At 35.9% G+C, this 22,186-nt stretch carries 19 protein-coding genes and 1 riboswitch; of the genes, 15 read left to right on the forward strand and 4 right to left on the reverse strand.

Annotated features, from left to right (window positions below; all coding sequences use genetic code 11):
- Positions 1-2: 2 nt before the first annotated feature.
- The 3 genes from AC1EJ0_RS00115 (at position 3) to AC1EJ0_RS00125 (ending at position 3,292) form a co-directional block, all read left to right on the forward strand.
- Complete coding sequence (locus AC1EJ0_RS00115) at positions 3-1,853, forward strand: TIGR03960 family B12-binding radical SAM protein (RefSeq protein ID WP_480022922.1); 1,851 nt, start codon at positions 3-5, stop codon at positions 1,851-1,853.
- A complete protein-coding gene (locus AC1EJ0_RS00120) occupies positions 1,837-2,523 on the forward strand; it encodes a TIGR03936 family radical SAM-associated protein (protein WP_294796374.1) in 687 nt (228 codons plus the stop codon). Before AC1EJ0_RS00115 ends, AC1EJ0_RS00120 begins: the two co-directional genes overlap by 17 nt.
- Before the next feature lie 59 nt (positions 2,524-2,582).
- Positions 2,583-2,675: riboswitch (THF riboswitch) on the forward strand.
- A 56-nt stretch (positions 2,676-2,731) separates the two neighbouring features.
- Positions 2,732-3,292, forward strand: a complete 561-nt coding sequence (locus tag AC1EJ0_RS00125; RefSeq protein ID WP_480022902.1) for a folate family ECF transporter S component — start codon at positions 2,732-2,734, stop codon at positions 3,290-3,292.
- A gap of 95 nt (positions 3,293-3,387) precedes the next feature.
- On the opposite strand, the gene AC1EJ0_RS00130 is transcribed toward AC1EJ0_RS00125, so the two are convergent.
- Genes AC1EJ0_RS00130 through AC1EJ0_RS00140 form a run of 3 tightly spaced genes read right to left on the reverse strand, consistent with a single transcriptional unit; the run spans position 3,388 to position 5,919 of the window.
- Positions 3,388-4,713, reverse strand: coding sequence for an ABC-2 transporter permease (locus AC1EJ0_RS00130; RefSeq protein WP_480022901.1), 1,326 nt, complete (start codon positions 4,711-4,713; stop codon positions 3,388-3,390).
- The gene (locus AC1EJ0_RS00135) at positions 4,692-5,477 is read right to left on the reverse strand and encodes a prolipoprotein diacylglyceryl transferase (protein ID WP_480022900.1); all 786 of its coding nucleotides are present in this window, start codon (positions 5,475-5,477) and stop codon (positions 4,692-4,694) included. The genes AC1EJ0_RS00130 and AC1EJ0_RS00135 overlap by 22 nt, the downstream gene beginning before the upstream one ends.
- Positions 5,478-5,481: 4 nt before the next feature.
- A complete protein-coding gene (locus tag AC1EJ0_RS00140) occupies positions 5,482-5,919 on the reverse strand; it encodes a DUF4190 domain-containing protein (RefSeq protein WP_480022899.1) in 438 nt (145 codons plus the stop codon).
- Positions 5,920-6,047: 128 nt separating this feature from the next.
- Here AC1EJ0_RS00140 and AC1EJ0_RS00145 point away from each other — a divergent pair, with 128 nt between their 5' ends.
- The 8 genes from AC1EJ0_RS00145 (at position 6,048) to rpsI (ending at position 15,918) form a co-directional block, all read left to right on the forward strand.
- The gene (locus tag AC1EJ0_RS00145) at positions 6,048-9,500 is read left to right on the forward strand and encodes a DNA polymerase III subunit alpha (RefSeq protein ID WP_480022898.1); all 3,453 of its coding nucleotides are present in this window, start codon (positions 6,048-6,050) and stop codon (positions 9,498-9,500) included.
- Positions 9,501-9,508: 8 nt separating this feature from the next.
- Entirely contained in the window at positions 9,509-10,468 is a 960-nt protein-coding gene (pfkA, locus tag AC1EJ0_RS00150; protein ID WP_480022897.1) for a 6-phosphofructokinase, read from the forward strand.
- Between the two features lie 10 nt (positions 10,469-10,478).
- A complete protein-coding gene (gene pyk / locus AC1EJ0_RS00155) occupies positions 10,479-12,245 on the forward strand; it encodes a pyruvate kinase (RefSeq protein WP_480022896.1) in 1,767 nt (588 codons plus the stop codon).
- The gene (locus AC1EJ0_RS00160; RefSeq protein ID WP_480022895.1) at positions 12,245-12,688 is read left to right on the forward strand and encodes a deoxycytidylate deaminase; all 444 of its coding nucleotides are present in this window, start codon (positions 12,245-12,247) and stop codon (positions 12,686-12,688) included. The genes pyk and AC1EJ0_RS00160 overlap by 1 nt, the downstream gene beginning before the upstream one ends.
- Positions 12,689-12,719: 31 nt before the next feature.
- Entirely contained in the window at positions 12,720-13,163 is a 444-nt protein-coding gene (gene mscL / locus AC1EJ0_RS00165; RefSeq protein WP_058260259.1) for a large conductance mechanosensitive channel protein MscL, read from the forward strand.
- A 12-nt stretch (positions 13,164-13,175) separates the two neighbouring features.
- Positions 13,176-14,969, forward strand: a complete 1,794-nt coding sequence (pepF, locus tag AC1EJ0_RS00170; RefSeq protein WP_480022894.1) for an oligoendopeptidase F — start codon at positions 13,176-13,178, stop codon at positions 14,967-14,969.
- 114 nt (positions 14,970-15,083) lie between these two features.
- The gene (gene rplM / locus AC1EJ0_RS00175; protein ID WP_058260261.1) at positions 15,084-15,512 is read left to right on the forward strand and encodes a 50S ribosomal protein L13; all 429 of its coding nucleotides are present in this window, start codon (positions 15,084-15,086) and stop codon (positions 15,510-15,512) included.
- A gap of 16 nt (positions 15,513-15,528) precedes the next feature.
- Positions 15,529-15,918: a 30S ribosomal protein S9 gene (gene rpsI / locus AC1EJ0_RS00180; RefSeq protein WP_019213663.1), complete on the forward strand. Its 390-nt coding sequence runs from the start codon at positions 15,529-15,531 to the stop codon at positions 15,916-15,918.
- A gap of 60 nt (positions 15,919-15,978) precedes the next feature.
- On the opposite strand, the gene AC1EJ0_RS00185 is transcribed toward rpsI, so the two are convergent.
- Positions 15,979-17,490 (reverse strand): ATP-binding cassette domain-containing protein, encoded by a 1,512-nt coding sequence (locus tag AC1EJ0_RS00185; RefSeq protein WP_480022893.1) that lies wholly within the window; start codon positions 17,488-17,490, stop codon positions 15,979-15,981.
- Between the two features lie 318 nt (positions 17,491-17,808).
- On the opposite strand from AC1EJ0_RS00185, the gene gcvT reads away from it, so the two are divergent.
- Genes gcvT through gcvPB form a run of 4 tightly spaced genes read left to right on the forward strand, consistent with a single transcriptional unit; the run spans position 17,809 to position 22,132 of the window.
- Entirely contained in the window at positions 17,809-18,906 is a 1,098-nt protein-coding gene (gcvT, locus tag AC1EJ0_RS00190; RefSeq protein ID WP_294985735.1) for a glycine cleavage system aminomethyltransferase GcvT, read from the forward strand.
- A 28-nt stretch (positions 18,907-18,934) separates the two neighbouring features.
- Positions 18,935-19,315 (forward strand): glycine cleavage system protein GcvH, encoded by a 381-nt coding sequence (gene gcvH, locus AC1EJ0_RS00195; RefSeq protein WP_058260265.1) that lies wholly within the window; start codon positions 18,935-18,937, stop codon positions 19,313-19,315.
- Between the two features lies 1 nt (position 19,316).
- A complete protein-coding gene (gene gcvPA / locus AC1EJ0_RS00200) occupies positions 19,317-20,669 on the forward strand; it encodes an aminomethyl-transferring glycine dehydrogenase subunit GcvPA (RefSeq protein WP_294985738.1) in 1,353 nt (450 codons plus the stop codon).
- On the forward strand, positions 20,663-22,132 hold the full coding sequence (gene gcvPB / locus AC1EJ0_RS00205) for an aminomethyl-transferring glycine dehydrogenase subunit GcvPB (RefSeq protein WP_480022892.1): 1,470 nt from the start codon (positions 20,663-20,665) through the stop codon (positions 22,130-22,132). The genes gcvPA and gcvPB overlap by 7 nt, the downstream gene beginning before the upstream one ends.
- Positions 22,133-22,186: the final 54 nt, after the last annotated feature.

The following is a 22,186-nucleotide window of genomic DNA, read 5'->3' on the forward strand; positions in this document are numbered from 1 at the left end:
TGATAAATAGAAAGAAATTAGAAAAGATACTAAAACTTGTAGAGAAACCTGCAAGATATATTGGCATGGAGAAGAATTCTATAGTTAAAGATTTTGATAAAACAAAGGTAAAGTTCGCTTTTTGCTTTCCTGACACATATGAGCTAGCAATGAGTTACTTGGGGCTTCATATACTTTACTTTTTAATCAATCAAAACGATGACTACTTATGCGAGAGAGCCTTTTTGCCTAATTATGATATGGAAAGAAAGATGAGGGAAGAGGGTTTAGAATTATTTTCACTTGAAAATAAAGAAGAGCTTAAGAACTTCGATGCAATAGGCTTTACTTTGCAATATGAATTAAGCTTTCCTAATATACTTAGGATGCTTGACTTAGCTAATATTGAATATAAAAGCGCAGACAGAAAAGAAAGTGACCCCATCATAGTAGCGGGCGGACCATGCGCAGTTAACCCTGAGCCCATAGCCGAGATTATCGACGTCTTCCAAATAGGCGAGGGCGAAGAGATGATGCTAAGGTTTTTGGAGCTTTTAAAGATTAAAAAAGAAAAAAATCAAACGAAAGATGAGTTCCTTGAAGCGCTTGCCAAGGAAGATGGCTTTTACGTGCCAAAATTCTATAAGCCTCATTACAATGAAGACGGCACTGTAAAAAATTATGAAAAACTAAATCCGAACTGTAAAGATAGAGTAAAGAGAAATTACATCTCAAGTGTTGACAAGATGTTCCAAATCGATAGGATGATAGTTCCATACATCGACGTGGTTCATAAAAGAGCTGTAGTTGAGATATTTAGAGGCTGCACTAAGGGCTGCAGATTCTGTCAAGCAGGCATGCTATATAGACCTATAAGAGAAAAGTCTGAAGAGAATATTAAAAATATTGCAAAGACTATGATAGATAATACTGGCTACGACGATGTTAGTTTATTTTCACTAAGTACTTGTGACTACACAAACCTTAGAGAAGTGGCTGGTGAGATGAAAGAGTATTTTGTTAAGAACAATGTAAGCGTCTCGCTGCCATCACTAAGACTTGATTCACCAAGTATAGACGTTTTAAAGGACCTTTCTGACGTAAGAAAGTCTTCACTCACATTCGCTCCTGAAGCTGGTAGCCAAAGGCTTAGAGACGTTATCAATAAAAACGTTACAGAAGAAAATTTAATTGACGTAATGAATTATGTTTTTGGTGAGGGCTGGTCAAAGATTAAACTATATTTTATGATAGGCCTTCCTACAGAGACAGAAGAGGACGTTAAAGGCATTCAAGAGCTTGCTTATTTGGTTCGTGACCTATTCTTCAAGAGAGATAGGGAAGATATTAAAGGAGACTTTAGATTAGTTGTTAGCACATCATGCTTTGTTCCTAAGCCGTTTACACCATTCCAATGGTTTAAGCAAGATAGCATTGATGAATTTTATGAAAAGATAGGCATACTTCGCTCAGCTATTAAGGATAAAAAGGTCGAGTACAACTACCACGACCCAGAGCTTAGCTATATAGAAGCGGTTTTAGCAAGAGGCGATAGAAGGCTTAATGACGCGCTTATCCACGCTTATAAAGAAGAGGCAAAGGCTGAGAAAGTAGATAATGACTTTATTTATGAAAATTATCTAAAAGCGTTTAAAGAATTTGATCTTGATCCAGACTTTTATGCAAGACGTGAAAGATCTTATGATGAGGTCTTGCCTTGGGATATAATCGATGTGGGCGTTAGTAAAGAATTTTTGATTAGAGAGTATGAAAAGTCAATGAAGGCTGAAACTACTAAGGACTGTAGAATCTCATGCAACGCTTGCGGCATAGAGAACTGTGAAATGAGGGGTAAGCATGAAAATTTTGTGTAAATTTACAAAACTAGGCTACTTGAAGTTCATCTCGCACTTGGACCTAGTAGACCTATTCCAAAGAACACTCTTTCAAAATAAGGTTGACGTAAAATTTTCAGAAGGCTTCAACCCGCATCCAAGGATGTCCATAGCTTATCCACTACCTTTGGGCATTGAATCGAATAGTGAGTACATGGAGATATATCTTAACTCAAAGATTGATTTAAAAGATTTTTTGATTAAGATGAACGAGAGACTTCCTCAGGGAATCAAGATTGTAGAAGCAAAGTACGATGACGACGAGTCCATATCCAATAAGGTAAAGTCAGTTGTATACGCTTTTAAATTATTAAATACATTTTACGATAAGAACAAAGATATAGACATAGCAAAAGAGCTTGATAAGGTCAACGCCATGGACATAGTTGAGATAGAGAGAAAAAGAAAAAAGGGTAAAAGAAGGATTTTTGTTAAAGAGAATGCCAAAGACTATCTCAATAGACTTGAGCTTAAGGATGAGGCCATATACGCTTACATCAAGATGAGCGAGCAGGGCTCTTTAAAGCCAGCACTTGTTTTTGATATACTTAATAACTACACAGACATAGTTATGGATGAGCTTGATATTGACCTTGAACGCGTAGGTCTATATCAAGATGAAGAAGGACTCAAGGAGATATTCTTATAAGTATAAAAAATATCTATAAAAGACTTGTAAATTATAAAGATTAATGATATAATATGAAATACAGAGTAGAGGAAATGCGCTAGTGTTAAAAGATGGGATGTAGCTTTTAAACGAATGGCATTAAGCCGCGGTGTTTCTTCGCTTCCGCTGTATAAATATTATATTATTTAGAACAGCCTCTGGAATTTTATTTTAGGAGGATTTTTTTATGCAAAAAGGAAAGACTAATACTAAAAAATTAGTATTAAGTGCATTGTTCGTTACCTTAGCTCTTTTAATGTCAAGATTCTTGAAATTAAAATTAGCTCCAGGTTTATCACTATCGTTTGGTGGATATCCGCTAATGTTCGGAGGTATGGTCCTTGGACCTTATTACGGCTTTATGATGGGGATTGTTACAGACGTTCTTAACTACGCTTTAGCACCAAGCTCTTTTGGTTTCAACGCTTTCTTTACTATCTCAGAAGGCTTACTAGCATGGTTCCCAGGCTTTATCTTGTGGAAGTTATCAAAGGGCGAAGGCTTTGCAGCTATGCAAAACGATAGAAAGCTTCAAAACAAAGTAATTATTTCAACAAGTTTATTTAGAGCAATATTTTTAAATATCTTCTTGAACACAGTTCTTTTATATCCTTACATGGGAAAGGGTGTTCTAGCACTACTACCAGCAAGAGCAACAAAGAATGCAATTGAAATATTCACAGTATACTTTGCTTTAACAGCTATGGTTGAAGCTTTAAGAGCAAGAAAAGTAAGTTTCGAAATGTAATTAAATCAATATAGACAAATACCTCACTACATTCCAGTGAGGTATTTGTTTTGTGTAAACTAGAAGGGCAGAACATTTAAGTTCTGCCCTTAGTCTTATTTATCTTGTCTATCTTTTATAATTTCCTCAATAGCTTCATTAATTACCTCTTCATTAGTCTTTCTGAAGTTACCATCGACAATGTAGATGTCATCTTCGAATCTAAATACAAGCGAGGATATGTGATGTTTGCTGGCGATGTAGGCTTCTACAAAGTCATCATCAAATTTATTGTCAAAGCTTAAGTATTCAATATCGCCTTGATTGTTAAAGATGTTTCTATCTTTAATAACCTTGTAAATATAGTCAAGTATGTGAGTCTTTTTGCCGTGATAGTGCTCACTAGTCATAATGAGCAGCTCGCCGACCTTATGTTTATCAGTAGTAAAGCTATAGTTCTTAGTGTATTCATCGATGAAAAAGTTTCTGCTTCTGTATTTATTATTGTTGTAGTACTTGTTATTACTTATATTGCTATCAACTTGAAAAATCTCTTGATTAATAGCATTGTTTATAGGCATGTCAAGTAGTTTTGTTTGCAAGTTCGTTACCATAAACAAAGATATCGCTATAAATAGAAATCTTGGGAAGAATTTATCAAAAACCTTTTCGATTAATAGCTTATATATTAAAAATGTTAGTGCTGATCCGATTAGGAAGAAGTATGAGGAGAATAACTTGATCAGCGTAATATTGCCAACTGAAAAGTTATATATATCTAAAGCCACATACGAAAGCACCATAAGTATTAGTAGGGCGATTAAAACTATCATTAAAACTCTACCAAACTTAAAAGCCTTCTCGCTCGCAAATTTTTTACGTAAAGCTTTTGAGTAGAAGAAAATAATTCTTCTTAAGTACATAATTGAGAGCGTTAAGAATATCAGTGGTATGAAGACCATAAACATGAACTGTTTTAAATTTATAAACTTGTCAATGTTTGGCCAAAACAAAAACACGCTGCTCGCTAAAAATATCATGAAGAATGATATAAAAACTGATATTGAGAAGAATCTTATATTTGAGATGTTCTTCCAGCTTTTTTCATCAGCATCGCGAATCGCTTTTTTGCTCGCACTGTGATTTTCAAATATGTTTATGTCCTTAAAGCCACAAACAAATTCAAAGCCTTCGCTCTCCATATCATAAAGGTGAGTGGAGAAGGCACCGAATTTGTTCTTTCTTGACTTTGTAAATGGATAGCTCTCACAAAAATACTCAAAATTATTAGCATCGACAGCTTTCTCCAAGCTAATCGATGCTTTTTTAATATCTTTGATCTTGTATCCTTCTTTTCTTAATTTATTTAGATGCTCTTCAAGACCTTTGTAATCAATGTTTTGAAAGAGCATTATCTCTTTTATTTCTGTTTTTTCTTGCATAAGTATTCACCCTTTTTATATAGTAGTATGCCGAATGGAACAAGTAGTATCGATATCCATTGTGATGTTGAGAAAAATAAGAAGTGTCCTCTTACGTCATCGTATCTTAAAAATTCAACTAAAAATCTTGCTATGCCGTATAAAATTATATACAGACCAGTTACTTTTCCTTTTTCTCTATCCTTCTTTGAGTAGATGAATAGAATGACAAATATGATTATATTGCCTAGTGCACTCAATAGCTGAACAGGGAAGAGTCTTACTCCACTAAGTCCAACGCTCTCCTTTGGGAAGATTACAGAAAATTTGCTGTCGCTTGGCATGCCATAGCAGCAGCCTGCCATAAAGCATCCGATTCTACCAAAGGCATGTGCAAGTGGCACTTCTGGTGCTAGTGAGTCAACTATATCTAGATAGCTCATATTGTATTTTTTTGCGTAGAAGTATATCGCTATAAGCGCTCCTATGATACCTCCGTAAAATACATAGCCGCCTGCTAATATATTTTTAAGCGTTGTGAGTGTATCAGGTGAGTTCTTAAAGCTTTCCACAACAAAATTAAAATCTGTAATTAGGTATAGTAGTTTTGCTCCGATGAAGCCGCCCACCATACCATAAACAATGGAGTAAAATATAGTTTCTTTATCGCCTGGGTAATCTTTTTTTCTATACCAATAGACAAGGCTCGCTACAATTATGCCAAGCGCGATAAGTGATCCGTAGCTAGCTAGTCTAATGCCGAATATTGTGTAAAATGGTTTCATAGGCTTACCACATATTGTTAACAAGTGAGCAGCCTATGCATGATAGACATGCTATGCAAGCGATAGTTACTAGAAGTGTTGAGGCAAGACCTATAGTGTTTAGTATAATGCCTGTCTTGGCATAAGTTCTGTCACCGTTGTTTCTCGCGTCGACACCCATAATCAAGCCAACTACAGCTAGTATGCTTCCTACAAACGAGGCTTGTCCTAAGAATATACAAAAGATTGATATAATGCCTAGAACTAGCGATGTCATACCTTTGTTAGTAGCATTAGTATTGCCATTGCTATACTTATTGTTATTTGAGCTGTTATAATAATCATTCTTATTATAGTTATAGTATTGACCTTTTGCTCTCTTTCTTTCTTGTCTTTCTTTTATTTCATCTTCACTTAAGACTTCTTGGTCTTTGAAGTCATTGTCATCATAATAATTACTCATATTATCCCTCCTATGATGTATTATACCCCATTTAAGAATATTATACATAAAAGAATGAAAAATTACAAGAAAAATTAGAATATTAAAATCACTTAATATATGGTATAATAAATATTAGAGGTGATTTTATGAGTTTTACGCATCTACATTTACATACTGAGTACTCTTTACTTGATGGCTCGAATAAGATAAGTGAGCTAATCGACAGAGTTAAAGAGCTTGGCATGGACGCATGTGCCATCACTGACCATGGCAATATGTATGGCGTAATCAAATTTTATAAGGAAGCGAAGGCAAAGGGCATCAAGCCAATCATTGGCTGTGAGGTCTATGTTTGCGAGGACAAACTTGTTAAGGACAAAGAAACGCCTTACTATCACTTGATACTTTTATGTGAGAACGAAAAAGGATACAAAAACCTTATAAAGATAGTTTCTGACGCCTCTATTAACGGTTACTATTATAAGCCAAGAACTGATTTTAAATACCTTTATGAGCACAGCGAAGGTCTCATAGCGCTTTCAGCCTGCTTAGGCGGCGAAGTGCAAAAGATGATACTTGATCAAAACCTTGATGGAGCGAAGAAAGCGGCTCTTAGGTATAAGGATATATTTGGAGAAAATAATTTCTTCTTAGAGCTTCAAGACCACGGCATCAAAGAGCAAGCTTATGTGAACAATTATCTTATGGAGCTTTCTAAAGAGCTTGATATTGGTTTAGTCGCTACAAACGACTGCCATTACTTAAGGAAAGAAGACGCCAAGGTTCATGATGTGCTTTTATGTATACAAACTCTTTCAAAGATTGACGACGAAAACAGAATGCGTTTCCCAAGTGAAGAGTTTTATGTGAAGAGTCCTGAGGAGATGGCGAAGTTATTTGCATATGCGCCAGAGGCTATAAAGAATACTGAAATTATTAAAGATAGATGCAATATAGAGATTGAATTTCATCAAAAACACTTACCAAACTTTGAGATAGAAGAGGATATGACTCACGCTGAGTACTTACACAAACTTTGTGAAGAGGGCTTAGTAAAGAGATATGGGGAGGTAAGCGATGATATAAAGGACAGGATGGAGAAGGAATTTAACATCATTATGTCCATGGGTTATGTTGACTACTTTTTGGTAGTTAGGGACTTTATTATGTATGCTAAAGAAAATGGCATACCAGTCGGACCAGGAAGGGGCTCGGCGGCAGGAAGTGTTGTTTCCTACGCTTTAGGCATAGTTGACGTTGATCCATTAAAATACGATTTACTTTTTGAAAGATTTTTAAATCCTGAAAGGGTTTCTATGCCTGATATAGATGTAGACTTTGGTTACGAAAGAAGATCTGAAGTTATTGACTATGTTATTAGGAAATATGGCGAAGATAAAGTTAGCCAGATAATTACTTTCGGTACACTAGCGGCAAGAGCTGTTATTCGTGATGTTGCTAGAGCTTTAGATGTGCCACTTAATAAGGCGGATGCACTTGCTAAGATGGTTCCAAGGGACCTAGATATCACCATCGACAAAGCATTAGAGAGAAATCCAGAATTTAAAAAAGCTTACGATGAGGATGAAGAAGCAAAGAAGATTATTGATATATCAAGGCAATTAGAGGGCCTACCTAGAAATATTGGTACACATGCGGCCGGCATATTGATTACGGAAGAGACTATTACAAATCACTTGCCACTAGTTAAAAATAAAGAATCGATATCAACGCAATTCACAATGACTGAGCTTGAAGAGCTAGGCTTTTTAAAGATGGACTTCCTTGGTTTAAGAAACTTAACTGTTATTCAAGACGCGCTTGATATGATTGAGCAAAACTATGGCAAAAAAGTTGATTTTGACCATATGGAATGCGATGATAAGAACGTTATAGGCCTATTTACAGAGGCTGAAACCATAGGCATATTTCAATTTGAGTCGGTCGGCATGAGAAGGTTCTTAAAAGATTTAAGAGCACAAAAATTCGAAGACCTTATAGCCGCTAACTCATTATTCAGGCCGGGACCAATGCAATCGATACCAAAGTTTGTTGAGGCAAGGCACGATCCATCGAAGATCACATATCTTGATCCGCATCTTGAGCCTATCTTGAAAGAGACATACGGCTGCATCGTATATCAAGAGCAGGTAATGAGGATATTTAGAAACCTCGCTGGCTACTCGCTTGGCGGCGCTGACATAGTTAGAAGAGCCATGAGCAAGAAGAAGATGAAGGTCTTGGAGCAAGAGAGAAAGAACTTTATCTACGGCAAGGACGATGGCGATGAAGTGATTATCAAAGGCGCTGTGAGAAACGGTATTAAAGAAGAGGTAGCGAACGAGATTTTTGACTATATGCTTGATTTTGCTAACTACGCCTTCAACAAATCTCACTCGGCAGCTTACTCAGTCGTTGCTTATAGAACTGCTTACCTAAAATACTATTATCCAAAAGAGTATATGGCGAGCCTACTTAGCTCGGTCATGGGCAATACTACAGATGTAATCAAGTACCTTGAAGAGTGCAAGAGGCTTGGCATAGAAGTTTTAAGACCAGATATAAATAAATCATTTAGAAAGTTCACGACTGAAGGCGAGGGTATAAGATTTGGCCTTTCAGCAATTAAAAACGTCGGCACTAATGTAATCGACTCAATACTTAAGGCAAGAGGCGAAATTGATGGCTTTACTTCCTTCGAAGACTTTTTAACAAAGACACATAGAGTTGATGCGACTGCCATGAACAAAAAGTCGGTTGAGTCCTTGATTATGGCGGGAGCACTTGATTCACTAGGCCTTAATAGAAGCCAAATGCTTGGTTCATATGACTACATGCTAAAGAGCATACAAAAGGACGCGAAGAACAACGCTCAAGGACAGATGGGACTATTTGGACTTGGTGATGATAGCTCATCGAACGTTCAGTACAAGATACCAGACGCGACAGAGCTATCGAAGTTCATGCTACTTGAAGGCGAAAAAGAGATGACGGGCATATATTTCTCAGGTCATCCACTTGAAGAGTTCACTGAAGAGCTTAGACAAAGTAGCGATTTTTCTTCCATTGAGATGAAAGAAAAAGTTCTAGACGAGACAGATGCAGATCTTAGGGACAATATGTTCATTTCATATGCAGGCATGATCTCAGCCGTAACAAAGAAGGTTACTAAAAACAATCAAATGATGGCCTTTATTGAGCTTGAAGATCTTTATGATAGCATAAGAGTCGTGATTTTCCCAAGAGTTTACGAAAATTATAGAAATCTTATTAAAGAAGGGGAAAATATTGTAGTCAAAGGAAGATTACAAATAAGTGCAAATGATGAGATCAATATCATTGCAGATAGAGTTAAGAGGCTTGAAAAGCGTAAGGAAACTCTATATATAAGGATTAAAAATGGCTTAGGTGAAGAAGATAAAAGAAAAATTTTAGATATATTAAAGAAATACAAGGGAGATAACCCTGTAGTTGTCTACTTTGAAGAGACAAAATCAAGTATTGAATCGAATGATAGCACAGCCATTGACATAGATAATGAAAAGCTATATGAAGATTTAAAAATTTATCTAGATGAAGACGATATAGTTATTAAATAGGAGGAGCTATGAAGACTATTGCTATATTAACAAGCGGTGGCGACGCGCCTGGGATGAACGCCGTTATCAGATCTGTTGTAAGAACTGCTATATATAACGATTTGAAGGTTTTAGCTATAAAGGAAGGCTACAACGGACTGATTAAGGGAGACATCGAAACGATGACGCTATCAAGCGTTGCTGACATCATTCACAGAGGCGGAACTATACTTAGAACTGCTAGAAGCGATGAATTTATGACTGAAGAAGGCATTAATCAAGCGCTTGAAGTGATTAAGAAATTTAAAATAGATGCCATAGTGGCTCTTGGTGGCGACGGAACTTTAAGAGGAGCGAGGGAGCTAGCTAGAAGAGGCATTAAAATTATAGGCGTGCCATGCACTATAGATAACGACCTTGGCTATACTGACTACACTATCGGCTTTTTGACAGCGGTCGAGACGGCAGTTTCTGCTATAAGTAAGCTTAGAGATACATCTGAGTCACATGGTAGAGCCATAGTCCTTCAAGTCATGGGTAGAAATTGCGGTGACATTGCTCTTTACTCTGGCATAGCTGGTGGAGCTGAATCGATAGTCATACCAGAAGTAGAATTGGATATAGATGCTATTATTAAGAAGATTCAAAACGGTAGAAAGAGGGGCAAAAAGCACCACATAATCGTTGCAGCTGAAGGAGCACTTGATGCTTATGAACTTGCAAAGATTATCGAGGAGAAAGGCGCTATTGAAACTCGTGTTACTGTTCTTGGCTACGTTCAAAGAGGTGGCGTACCTACTGTTCAAGACAGGATATTAGCAAGTGATTTTGGATATGAAGCAGTAAACTTATTATTAAGTGGCAAATCAGGCTTAGCTTTAGGATATAGGAGCGGCAAGATTATAGAAGTAGATATAGACGAAGCACTTGAAACGAAGAAAGCTTTTGACAAAGATCAGCTAAAGATGGTGGATATATTATCGATATAGGAGAATTAAGATGAAAAAGACTAAGATAGTTTGTACAATTGGACCGAGTTCGGACTCATACGAAGTGCTAAAGGCGCTTGTTAATGAAGGAATGAATGTTGCTAGACTAAACTTTTCACACGGCACTCATCCAGAGCATAAAAAAAGGATAGATACGATAAAGAAGCTTAGGGATGATCTTGATGAGCCTATAGCAATAATGCTTGATACAAAGGGACCTGAGATAAGGATAAAGACTTTCAAAGATGGCATGATAAGGATAGAGCAAGGACAAGACTTTACTCTTACAAGTGAAGATGTAGAAGGAGACGAGACAAGGGTCTCTGTCACATATAAGGACATTGCCAAGGATTTAAAAGCAGATGATAGAGTGCTTATTGATGATGGTCTTGTAGAGTTCACTGTAATATCAGTCGATGAGAATAATGTTTACATGAGGGCTGTTAACTCGGGCGAGCTAAGCGATAGGAAGGGAGTTAATTTGCCTTCAGTAAAAGTGAATTTACCAACGCTCACTGAAAAAGATATTGAAGACTTAATCTTTGGTATTGAAAATGATGTAGACTTCATTGCTGCATCATTCATTAGAAGCGCAAAAGATGTTTTAGAGATAAGAAAGATTCTTGAGAGCAATGGCGGAGACGATATCAAAATCATTTCTAAGATAGAAAATTTAGAAGGTGTTCAAAATATTGACGAGATTATAGATGCATCCGACGGCATTATGGTTGCCAGAGGAGATATGGGAGTTGAACTTGATGAAGAGGACATACCATTAGTGCAAAAGGACATAATCAGAAAGTGCAATCTAAAAGGCAAATTCGTAATTACAGCGACTCAAATGCTTGACTCAATGATTAGAAACCCAAGACCAACCAGAGCAGAGGTAACTGACGTTGCCAACGCTATCTTAGATGGTTCGAGCGCAATAATGCTATCAGGGGAGACGGCAGCGGGCACTTATCCAGTCAAGGCATGTGAGATGATGAGAAAAATCGCAGTAAAGATTGAGGACAGCCTTGATTATAAAATCATTGTTGATAGCACAAACGATGAACACGAGATTAACATAACAAACTCTATTGCCAAAGCGACGAGAGAAGCGGCACTTGATTTGGATGCAAAAGTGATTATAGCCGCAACAACATCGGGGCTTACTGCGAGAAACATTTCAAAATTCAAGCCAAAATCACCAATCATCGCAGCTACTACAGATGAAAAAGTTAGAAGGCAATTAGCAATTGAGTGGGGCGTCTACCCAATCAGAGCGACTCTTGCATCAAGCATAGATGATTTATTTTATGAATCTATAAATATATTAAAGAATATAAAATTTGTAAAGGAGGGAGAACTAGTCATTTTAACAGCGGGTATGCCGCTTGGAAAGGCTGGTTCAACAAACATTATGATGGTAAAGACAGTTGGCAAACTTTTATGCAAAGGCATGGGCATAGGCAAACATAAGATAAGTGCAAGAGCTTGTGTTGCTAAAAATGCTAAGGAATTAGAAGAAACTTTTTCAGATGGCGATATTATAGTAACTATTGGGGTATATAAAGACATGCTTCCATATATACAAAAGTCATCAGGCATAGTAACAGTTGAAGGCGGTCTAACTAGTCAAGGCGCTATAGTTGGCATTAATTATCATCTAGCAACAGTTGTTGGTGTGGGGGAAGCGATGAATAGTATAAAAACTGGAGACATCATAAGCATCGATGCAACAACTGGAGAAATTTACGAAGGTAAAATATTTGATGAAGAGGAAGTGATTTAATGGCTGATACAAGAAGCTCATGGCAAGAGTATTTCATGTCAATTGCTCACATGATAGCGAAAAGATCTACCTGCGACAGGGCCTATGTGGGATGCTTACTCGTTAATAAGGACAACAGGATAGTCTCAAGCGGTTACAACGGCAGTATCAAAGGCAATCCGCACTGCTCAGAGATAGGCCACACAATGAGGGACGGTCACTGCATAGCGACTATACATGCTGAGATGAACGCGCTACTATATTGCGCAAAAGAAGGCATCAAGGTCGATGGCTGTGTGTGCTACGTAACGCACTTTCCGTGCTTAAATTGTACAAAAGCTTTGATACAAGCAGGTATCAGTAAGATATATTATTCAAATGCATATAGGATAGACGATTATGCACTAGAATTACTTGACAAAAACCACATAGAACACATAAAATTAGATGTGGACATGGATTAGTTAAAATTTTTTAAAATAGGAGGGAAAGAAAATGTTAAAAGAATTCAAAGAATTTATTTCAAAAGGCAGCGTAATGGACCTAGCAGTAGGTGTTATCATAGGTGGAGCATTCTCTAAGATAGTTAGCTCACTTGTAGATGACATAATCATGCCACTTATTGGACTATTACTTGGCGGAGCTGATATTAGCAATTATTTCATTACACTTGATGGCGGTAAATATGCTACACTTGCAGAAGCGCAAGAAGCTGGTGCAGCTACACTAAACTATGGATTGTTCTTAAACAGAATTATTGACTTTTTAATTATAGCTTTTGTATTATTCTTAATAATTAAAGCTATAAACAAAGCTAGAGCACTTACTAAGAAGCCTGAAGCAGAAGCAGCACCAACAACAAAAGAATGTCCATATTGCAAATCAACTATTGACATTAACGCTACAAGATGCCCTAACTGCACATCAGAACTTAAATAATAGAGGTGTGTTATGACTATATTAAATAGAAGTGAAGTTGATAAGAATTTAACTTGGGATACGTCAGCCATATTTAAATCAAAAGAAGAAGCTAGAAAAGAAGCAAATGCTTTGTTAGAAGCATCATTAAAACTAAAAGAAAACTATGAAGGCAAATTAAATGACTTCGATACTATAGTTAAAGCATTTAAAGAATATGAAGAGATAATTAAAAGATTTTCCTTAGTTATAGATTATGCATATCTAAACAAGGACGTAGACTTAACAAATTCTGCTGAACTAGCATTTTTCAATGAATTATTAAATATGTATAACAAGCTAGATGAAAACACATTGTTCGTTGAGCTTGAGATAGCAAAACTTGATATTCCAATGCTTGAAAAGCTAGAAAAGGTAGATGGCTTAAAAGTTTATTTCCACAACGTTATTTTAAAGAAGAAAACTTATTTAAGCGATGCTGAAGAAAAAGTTATTCAAGCCTTTACACCATTGAGAATGGCGCCTGAACAATTATACAACACAATTAAGTTACAAGACTTGACATTTGAAGCATTTGAGGTCAATGGCAAAAAGTATAATAACTCATACGCTTTATTTGAAGAAAAGTATGAGTATGATGAAGATAAGGACTTAAGAAGAGAGTCATTTAATCATTTCTATAAAGATTTATCAAAGACTGTCAATAGTACAGCGATGGCATTTAATTTGAATATGCAAAAAGATAAGATTATGTCAAAGCTAAGAGGCTACGATAGCGTAACAGATTATCTACTTGCTGAACAAGAAGTGCCTAGAGAGATCTATGAAAATCATCTAGATACTATAATGAAAGAGCTTTCACCAGTAATGAGAAAGTTTGCGAGAGTATTAAAAGATGGACTTGGCTTAGAAAAAATTAATTACTACGATTTAAAAGCAAATATAGACCCAGAGTTTGATCCAGAAATAACACTTGATGGTGCTAAAGACTATATCTATAGTGCTTTAAATGTATTAGGTGATGAATATCTAGAACAAATCAAGAAAGTTCTTGAAGGCAAAAACATTGACTACGTAGAAAATAAAGGCAAATATACTGGAGCATATTGCTCTACGCCAGCTGGTTTTCCATCATATATACTTATGATATGGACTGGAAAGATGGACAGCGTATTTACTATGATACACGAACTTGGTCATGCAGGCAACTTTATGTTATCGCAAAAGTATCAATCATACTTTGACTGTAACCCATCTATGTTCTATTCAGAATCACCATCGACAATGAATGAGATGATGCTTGCTAATTACTTGATGAAGAAGACTGAAGACCCTAGAATGCTTAGATGGATTTACTTCTCAATCATTGCCAAGACTTATTACCATAACTTTGTTACGCATTTCTTAGAAGCTTATTTCCAAAGAAAAGCATATAACTTAGTTGATGAAGGACAAAACCTAGATGCAGATACATTAAACAGACTATATAAGGAAACACTTGAAGAGTTCTGGCAAGGTGAAGTCGAATTAACAGATGGCTGTGAAATGACTTGGATGAGACAACCTCACTACTACTCAGGTTTATACTCATACACATACTCAGCTGGTTTATCAATTGCAACAAACGTATCAAGAAAGATACTTGAAGGCGATGAAGAAGCTGTAAGTAATTGGTTAAACGCAATTAAACAAGGCGGTCTATATAACCCAGTAGAGTGGGCTAAACTATCAGGCGTTGACATCACTACTACTGATTCACTAAAGAACACAATTAGCTATATTTCATCAATAGTTGATAAAATTGAAGAATTAAGCAAAAATTTATAAAAAATTAACGAAAATACTTGACAATTAGAGTATTTTGTATTAAAATATTTGTTAGTGTTTTAGAAAAGACCCGGAAACTTTTTTAAAAACAATGTTTTTTAAAGGAGGAAAAAAATGAGTTCATTTATGGCCAACGCTCAAAATATTGAGAGAAAATGGTTAGTTATAGACGCTGAAGGCAAAGTCCTAGGTAGACTAGCAAGCGAAGTTGCTAAGATCTTAAGAGGAAAACACAAAGCAACTTTTACACCACATGTAGATACAGGTGATTACGTTATCATCGTAAACGCTGATAAGGTAAAATTAACAGGAAAGAAATTATTACAAAAGAAACACTACTACCACACAGGATATCCTGGAGGACTTAGAGAAATCAGTTACCAAGATATGATGCAAAACAATCCTGAAATGGCAATCAGATTAGCTGTTAAAGGTATGCTTCCAAAGAACAGATTAGGAAGACAAATGTTTAGAAAATTAAAAGTATATTCTGGCCCAGAACACAATCACGAAGCACAAAAGCCAGAAAAGTATGAGTTTTAGAAAGGAGGACGAATAGATGGAAAAACTTATTCAAGGAACAGGCAGAAGAAAATCTTCAGTAGCAAGAGTAAGATTAGTGCCTGGAGATGGTAAATTTACTATCAACCATAGAGATATTGATCAATATTTAAAAGAAGAATTGTTAAAAAACATTGTTCGTGAACCTCTTAACTTAACTGATACACTTGGTAAATTTGATGTATACGTTTTAGTTAACGGTGGCGGATTTACTGGCCAAGCAGGAGCTATCAGACATGGCTTATCAAGAGCTTTACTTGAAGTTGATCCTGAATACAGATCAATCTTAAAGAAAGCTGGATTCTTAACTAGAGATCCACGTATGAAAGAAAGAAAGAAATACGGATTTAAGAAAGCTAGAAAGAGTTCACAATTCTCAAAGAGATAGTTTTATTACTATATATAGAAGTAAGACCTTGCAGATGCAAGGTCTTATTTTTGTGCAAATTTATATTTTATCTATTTTACTTAAGCCGTTCTCATCTAGCTCATATATCTCATCAGCTACGTGATTAATAAAGTACCTATCATGCGATACAAAGAAGATGGCTCCACCAAAGTTTTTCATCTCATCACTTATAGCTGGCAATGACAATGGTGAGATGTTCCTCGTCGGTTCATCTAAAACTAAAACATCGGGCTCCATAAGCTGCATCTTTGCAAAGAAAAGCTTTGCCTTTTGCCCGCCACTTAGTTCAGAAATTTTATTAATCACTTCATCTCTGGTAAACTTAAGAGATGCCAAATAAGTTCTTATTTTAGTTTCTTCTTCCTTAGTATAGTCAACTTTTAAATATTCAATAGCGTTATTATGAGTAATTAATTCATCTTCATAATTTTGTGGCATATATGATACTCGTAGGTCTTTACTAATATTATCCTTAATAATATTTAGAAGAGTAGTCTTGCCGGCGCCATTCTTTCCAACTATGGCAATTTTATTTTTGCCATATGACTCTAAATCAATATTATCGGCAAGTTTTTTATCAGCAACTTTTAATTCATCCAAATGTAGATTTAAAACACATTTACCATTCTCAATAAGCTTTTCCTTATTATAGTTAACAAAAATCTGTTCTTCAAAGTCTGGCATTTGCGTCATCTTTTCTTTTTCCCACTCAATAAGCTTCTCGTGCGCCTTTACTTCATGCATGGTCTTTTTAAGGTATCTACCTAATCTGTCATTCTTTTCTTTTCGCAAATCATGTTCAACACTGTCATGTACGCGTCTCCAGCGCTCTTCTTTCTCCTCAATACGAGCCTTGTCATTTTTAGCTCTTTGCGTTTGAGTAAGAATTTGCTCCTCTCTAAGCTTAATATAGCTATCGTAATCATTACCGCTCACAGTGATACGAGATTTTGTCTTGTTTTGTATTAGCTCAAAGTGCATAATTTTAGTAGCGACATTTTGGATGAAGTAAGTATCGTGACTTGCAAAAATGATTTTGCCATTAAAGTCTTTAAGAATTTTTTCAAGCACTTCCATCGATTTAAAGTCGATATCATTTGTTGGCTCATCAAGAACAAGTAGGGAAGGGCTCTTTGAAATTGCAAGAGAAATTAAAATTTTCATTCTTTCTCCGCCAGAGTAAGTCTCAAGCTTTCTTTCCAAATCGCTCACATCAACTTTAAAAGCGTTTATTGTTTTATAAAAATCACTTATGTCGACAGCAAGTCCATCACTACTGTATATAAGATCACTCAAACTTTTATCAAGCACATCACTTGTAGCTATCTGTGGAACCATGGCTATGGATTCGTCACGGCTAATCTCGCCACTTATTTCTGCGTAGTTAAGAAAATCAACCGTGTTTGTAATTGCCTTAAGCAGAGTAGACTTACCATTGCCTTCTTCACCAATAAGAGCAAGCCTATCACCATCATTTATCGAAAATGTTAAATTGTCAATTATAGTTCTTCCATCTTTTTTTAGTCTGACTGTTAAATTTTTTATCTGCATAGCGTGCTCCTTTACTCTTTATTATACTAATTATACTACAATCACTCACTGAATACAATTATTTACAAATTAGTAAAAATAAAAGCTATTTTAATAGTAAAAAAACGATTTATATGGTATAATAATAGTGATGGTTTGTCTATGAAATATAGTAAAGTATTTTTATGGGCATTACCACTTAAACGATAAATAGCAATATTGTTTTACTAAGGAGGCCTTATATTTTGTATTTATGCCACATAGGCATATTTCAAAATATTCCTTGTAAAAAGATTAGAAATATTGTATATTATAATTGTAGATTAAGGAGGATGAAAAATGGAAGGCAAAAAAACTGCTTTATACGATGAACATGTTAAACTAGGCGGCAAAATTGTTAATTATGCTGGATGGTTACTACCTGTTCAATACTCAGGATTAATCGAAGAACACAATGCAGTAAGACAAAAACTTGGTGTATTTGACGTATCTCACATGGGTGAAGTATGGGTTACAGGTAAGGATGCATTTGATTTTGTAAATCATCTAATTACTAATGATCTAACTGTTATTGAAGATGGTCAAGTACAATACAACATTATGTGTTACGAAGACGGTGGTGCAGTAGACGACTTACTTGTTTACAGATTTAATCAAGATAAGTTCTACCTTGTAATTAACGCTGCAAACGTTGAAAAAGACGTTGAATGGATTACAAAACAAGCTAAAAACTTTGATGTTAAGGTTGAAAACGTTTCTGATCAAACATCTCAAATAGCTGTTCAAGGACCTCTTGCTCAAAAAGCTGTACAAAAATTAACTGATGTCGATTTAGACACAATCAAATTCTTCCACTTTATTGATGGATTTGAATTAGCTGGTAAAAAAGTTTTAATCTCAAGAACTGGTTACACTGGCGAAGACGGATTTGAAATTTATACTGACAACGAATCCATAGTACATCTTTATAAAGAAGTAATGAAGGCTGGAGAAGAGTTTGGTATCGAACCATGCGGACTAGGATGTAGAGATACACTTAGATTTGAAGCAATGCTACCATTATACGGACATGAAATATCACAAGATATTTCACCAGTAGAAGGCGGATTAAACTTCTTCGTAAAACTTGATCAAGAAGCTGACTTTATTGGTAAAGAAGCTCTTAAGAAGATTAAAGAAGAAAAGAAGAGAACACTTGTTGGCTTCGAAATGATTGATAAGCCTATACCAAGAGAAGGCTATGAAATTGAAAAAGATGGCAAGAAGATTGGCTATGTAACAACAGGATATCTTTCTCCAACACTTGGCAAAAAGATAGGTAACGCTCTAATCGATGCATCTTACAAGGAAATGGGTGCTGAATTTGATGTAATTATCAGAGGTAAGGCTCAAAAAGCTAAACAAATTAGCAGAAAATTCTTAAAAGACGTAAAATAATATTATAAAAATATAGGAGGAAATTATTATGGAAATTAAAAAAGGTTTACTTTACACAGAAGATCATGAATGGGTTAAAGTTGATGGAAACATCGCTACTATCGGTTTAGCAGACTATGCTCAACACAACTTAGGTGACATAGTTTACGTTGAACTTCCTGAAATCGATGACGAATTCGAAAAAGGCGACGCAGCAGCTTCAGTTGAATCAGTAAAAGCAGCTTCAGAAGTATTTACAGCAGCAAGCGGAAAGATAGTTGAAGTTAACGAAGAACTTGATGATGAACCAGCTCTAATCAACGAAGGACCTTACGATGCTTGGATATTCAAGATTGAAATGAGTGACCCATCAGAATTAGACGACTTAATGGACGACGAAAAATACGCTGAATTCGCTAAGGAGGACTAGTATGTATCCATATCTTAGTCAAACTCCCGAAAATATAAAAGAGATGCTTGACAAGATAGGTGTAAAGTCTGAAGAAGATTTATTTGACTGTATACCTGAAAGTGTTAGATTTAAAGGTGAATTAAATTTACCTAAACACAAATCAGAACTAGAAGTTAGAAAGATTATGGGCGAACTTGCAGATATGAACTGCTCAACAAATAAGAAAGTTTGTTTCTTAGGAGCAGGCGCATATGACCATTATATCCCATCAGTAATTGGAGCTATCGCTTCAAGAAGTGAATTCTATACTTCATATACACCTTATCAACCAGAAGTATCTCAAGGAACTCTTCAAATGATATTTGAGTTCCAAACAATGATGTCTAATTTAGTAGGACTTCCTATTACAAATGCTTCACTATATGATAATTCTAATGGTGTTGTTGAATCAGCTCTTATGTGCTGCAACACAACTCGTAAGAAACAAGTTATAGTATCAAAAGCACTAAGCCCATCAGCTAGAATGGTTTTAGACACATATACACACAGCCACAACATCGAAGTTGTTGAAGTAGAAATCAAAGACGGTGCTACTGACTTAGATGATTTAAAGAATAAACTTACAGATGACGCTGCATGTGTAATTATGCAAAATCCAAACTTCTTCGGTGTTATCGAAGATATGAAGACTGCTTGCGACTTAACTCATGAGTTAAAGAAGACTTACTTCATCGCTGACGTTGACACTAACTCATTAGGTATACTTCAAAGACCTGGTGACTACGGCGCAGATATCGTTGTTGGTGAAGCACAACCATTTGGTATACCACTATCTTATGGTGGACCATACCTTGGATTTATCTCATCAACTGATAAGTTTATGAGAAAATTACCTGGTAGAATCGCTGGTCAAACAGTTGATAAAGATGGTAAGAGATCTTGGGTACTAACACTAACAGCTAGAGAACAACATATCAGAAGAGATAAAGCTACTTCAAACATCTGCTCAAACCAAGGATTAAACGTACTTTGTGCGACAATTTACATGGCACTTATGGGTAAGAAGGGCTTAAGAGAAGTTTCTGAGCAATGCGCTAAAAAAGCTCATTATCTACAAAAAGAACTTTGCAAGTCTGGTAAATTTAAATTATTATATAATAAACCATTCTATAAAGAATTTGTTATCACAAGTGATATATGCGTAGATAAGATTAATGATGCTCTTAAAGCTAACGGTTTCATGGACGCATTTAAGCTTTCATGGTTCTATGGCGATGAATACAAGAACACATTTATGCTTGCTGTTACTGAAAAGAGAACAAAAGAAGAAATGGATAAATTAGTTGAGGTATTGGAGGGTGTTGAATGTTAGATAGATATGACAAAATAATATTTGAAATTTCAAGACCCGGTAGAACTGGATACAATTTACCAGATCTTGACGTTGATGATTTAAAATTAGATAGCGTAATTCCAAGTGAGTATTTAAACAAAGAAGAACTTGATTTACCTGAATTATCTGAGGTTGACGTAGTAAGACACTATACAAATCTTTCAATGAAAAACTACGGACTTGATACTGGCATGTATCCACTTGGATCATGTACAATGAAGTATAACCCTAAGATAAACGAAGAAATGGCTGGACTTGAAGGTTTTAGAGATCTTCATCCATACCAAGGAGACGGATGCACACAAGGCGCTTTAAAATTAATGTATGACCTTGCTAATGATTTAGCTGAAATCTCAGGCATGGACGGAGCAACACTACAACCAGCTGCTGGTGCTCACGGAGAGTTAACAGGTGTTCTACTAATTAGAGCTTACCATGAAGCAAGAGGCGATATGAACAGAAACAAGATGATTATCCCTGACTCTGCTCACGGAACAAACCCTGCAACTTGCTCTATGGGTGGATTTACTCCTATAGAAATTAAATCAGATGAAAACGGTTTAGTTGATCTTGAAGCACTAGAAGCAGCTATGACAGAAGAAGTAGCTGGTCTAATGCTTACAAATCCAAACACATTAGGTTTATTTGATAAAAATATTGAAAAAATAGCTGAGATAGTTCATAGAAAGGGCGGTCTATTATACTACGACGGAGCTAACATGAACGCAGTTATGGGTCACTCAAGACCTGGAGACATGGGTTTTGATGTTGTTCACTACAACGTTCACAAAACATTCTCTACACCACACGGCGGTGGAGGACCAGGCGGTGGACCAGTTGGTTGTAAGAAAGAATTACTTCCATTCTTACCAAAGCCAGTTATAGCTAAGAACGGCGATAAGTACTTCCTAGATTATGACAGACCACAAAGTATAGGTAAGGTTAAGGACTTCTACGGACACTTTGGTATCCTAGTAAGAGCTTACACTTACATCTTAACAATGGGTTCAGATGGTTTAAGAAAGGCATCAACAAATGCCGTTTTAAACGCAAACTATCTATTAAGTCAATTAAAAGAAAATTACAATGTACCATATGATACAATTTGTATGCATGAATTTGTTTTAGGTGGACTTAAGAATGCTGAAACTGGTGTAACAACACTTGATGTTGCTAAGGGACTAATCGACAGAGGATTCCACCCACCAACAGTATACTTCCCATTAATCGTTCACGAAGCATTAATGATCGAACCAACTGAAACAGAAAGTAAAGAAACATTAGATGCTTATGCAGCTGCTCTTAACGATATTGCTAAAGTAGCTAAAGAAAATCCAGAAGACTTACTAAATGCACCATTAACAACAATGGTATCTAGACCAGATGAAACATTGGCAGCTAGAAAGCCAGTATTAACATACAGTAAAGAAGAAGAACAATAGTAAGTAATATATGGGGGCACAAAGAAGTGCCCCTAATACATAATTATTTTGTAG

It is taken from the genome of Fenollaria sp. C0166D3 (assembly GCF_056590255.1).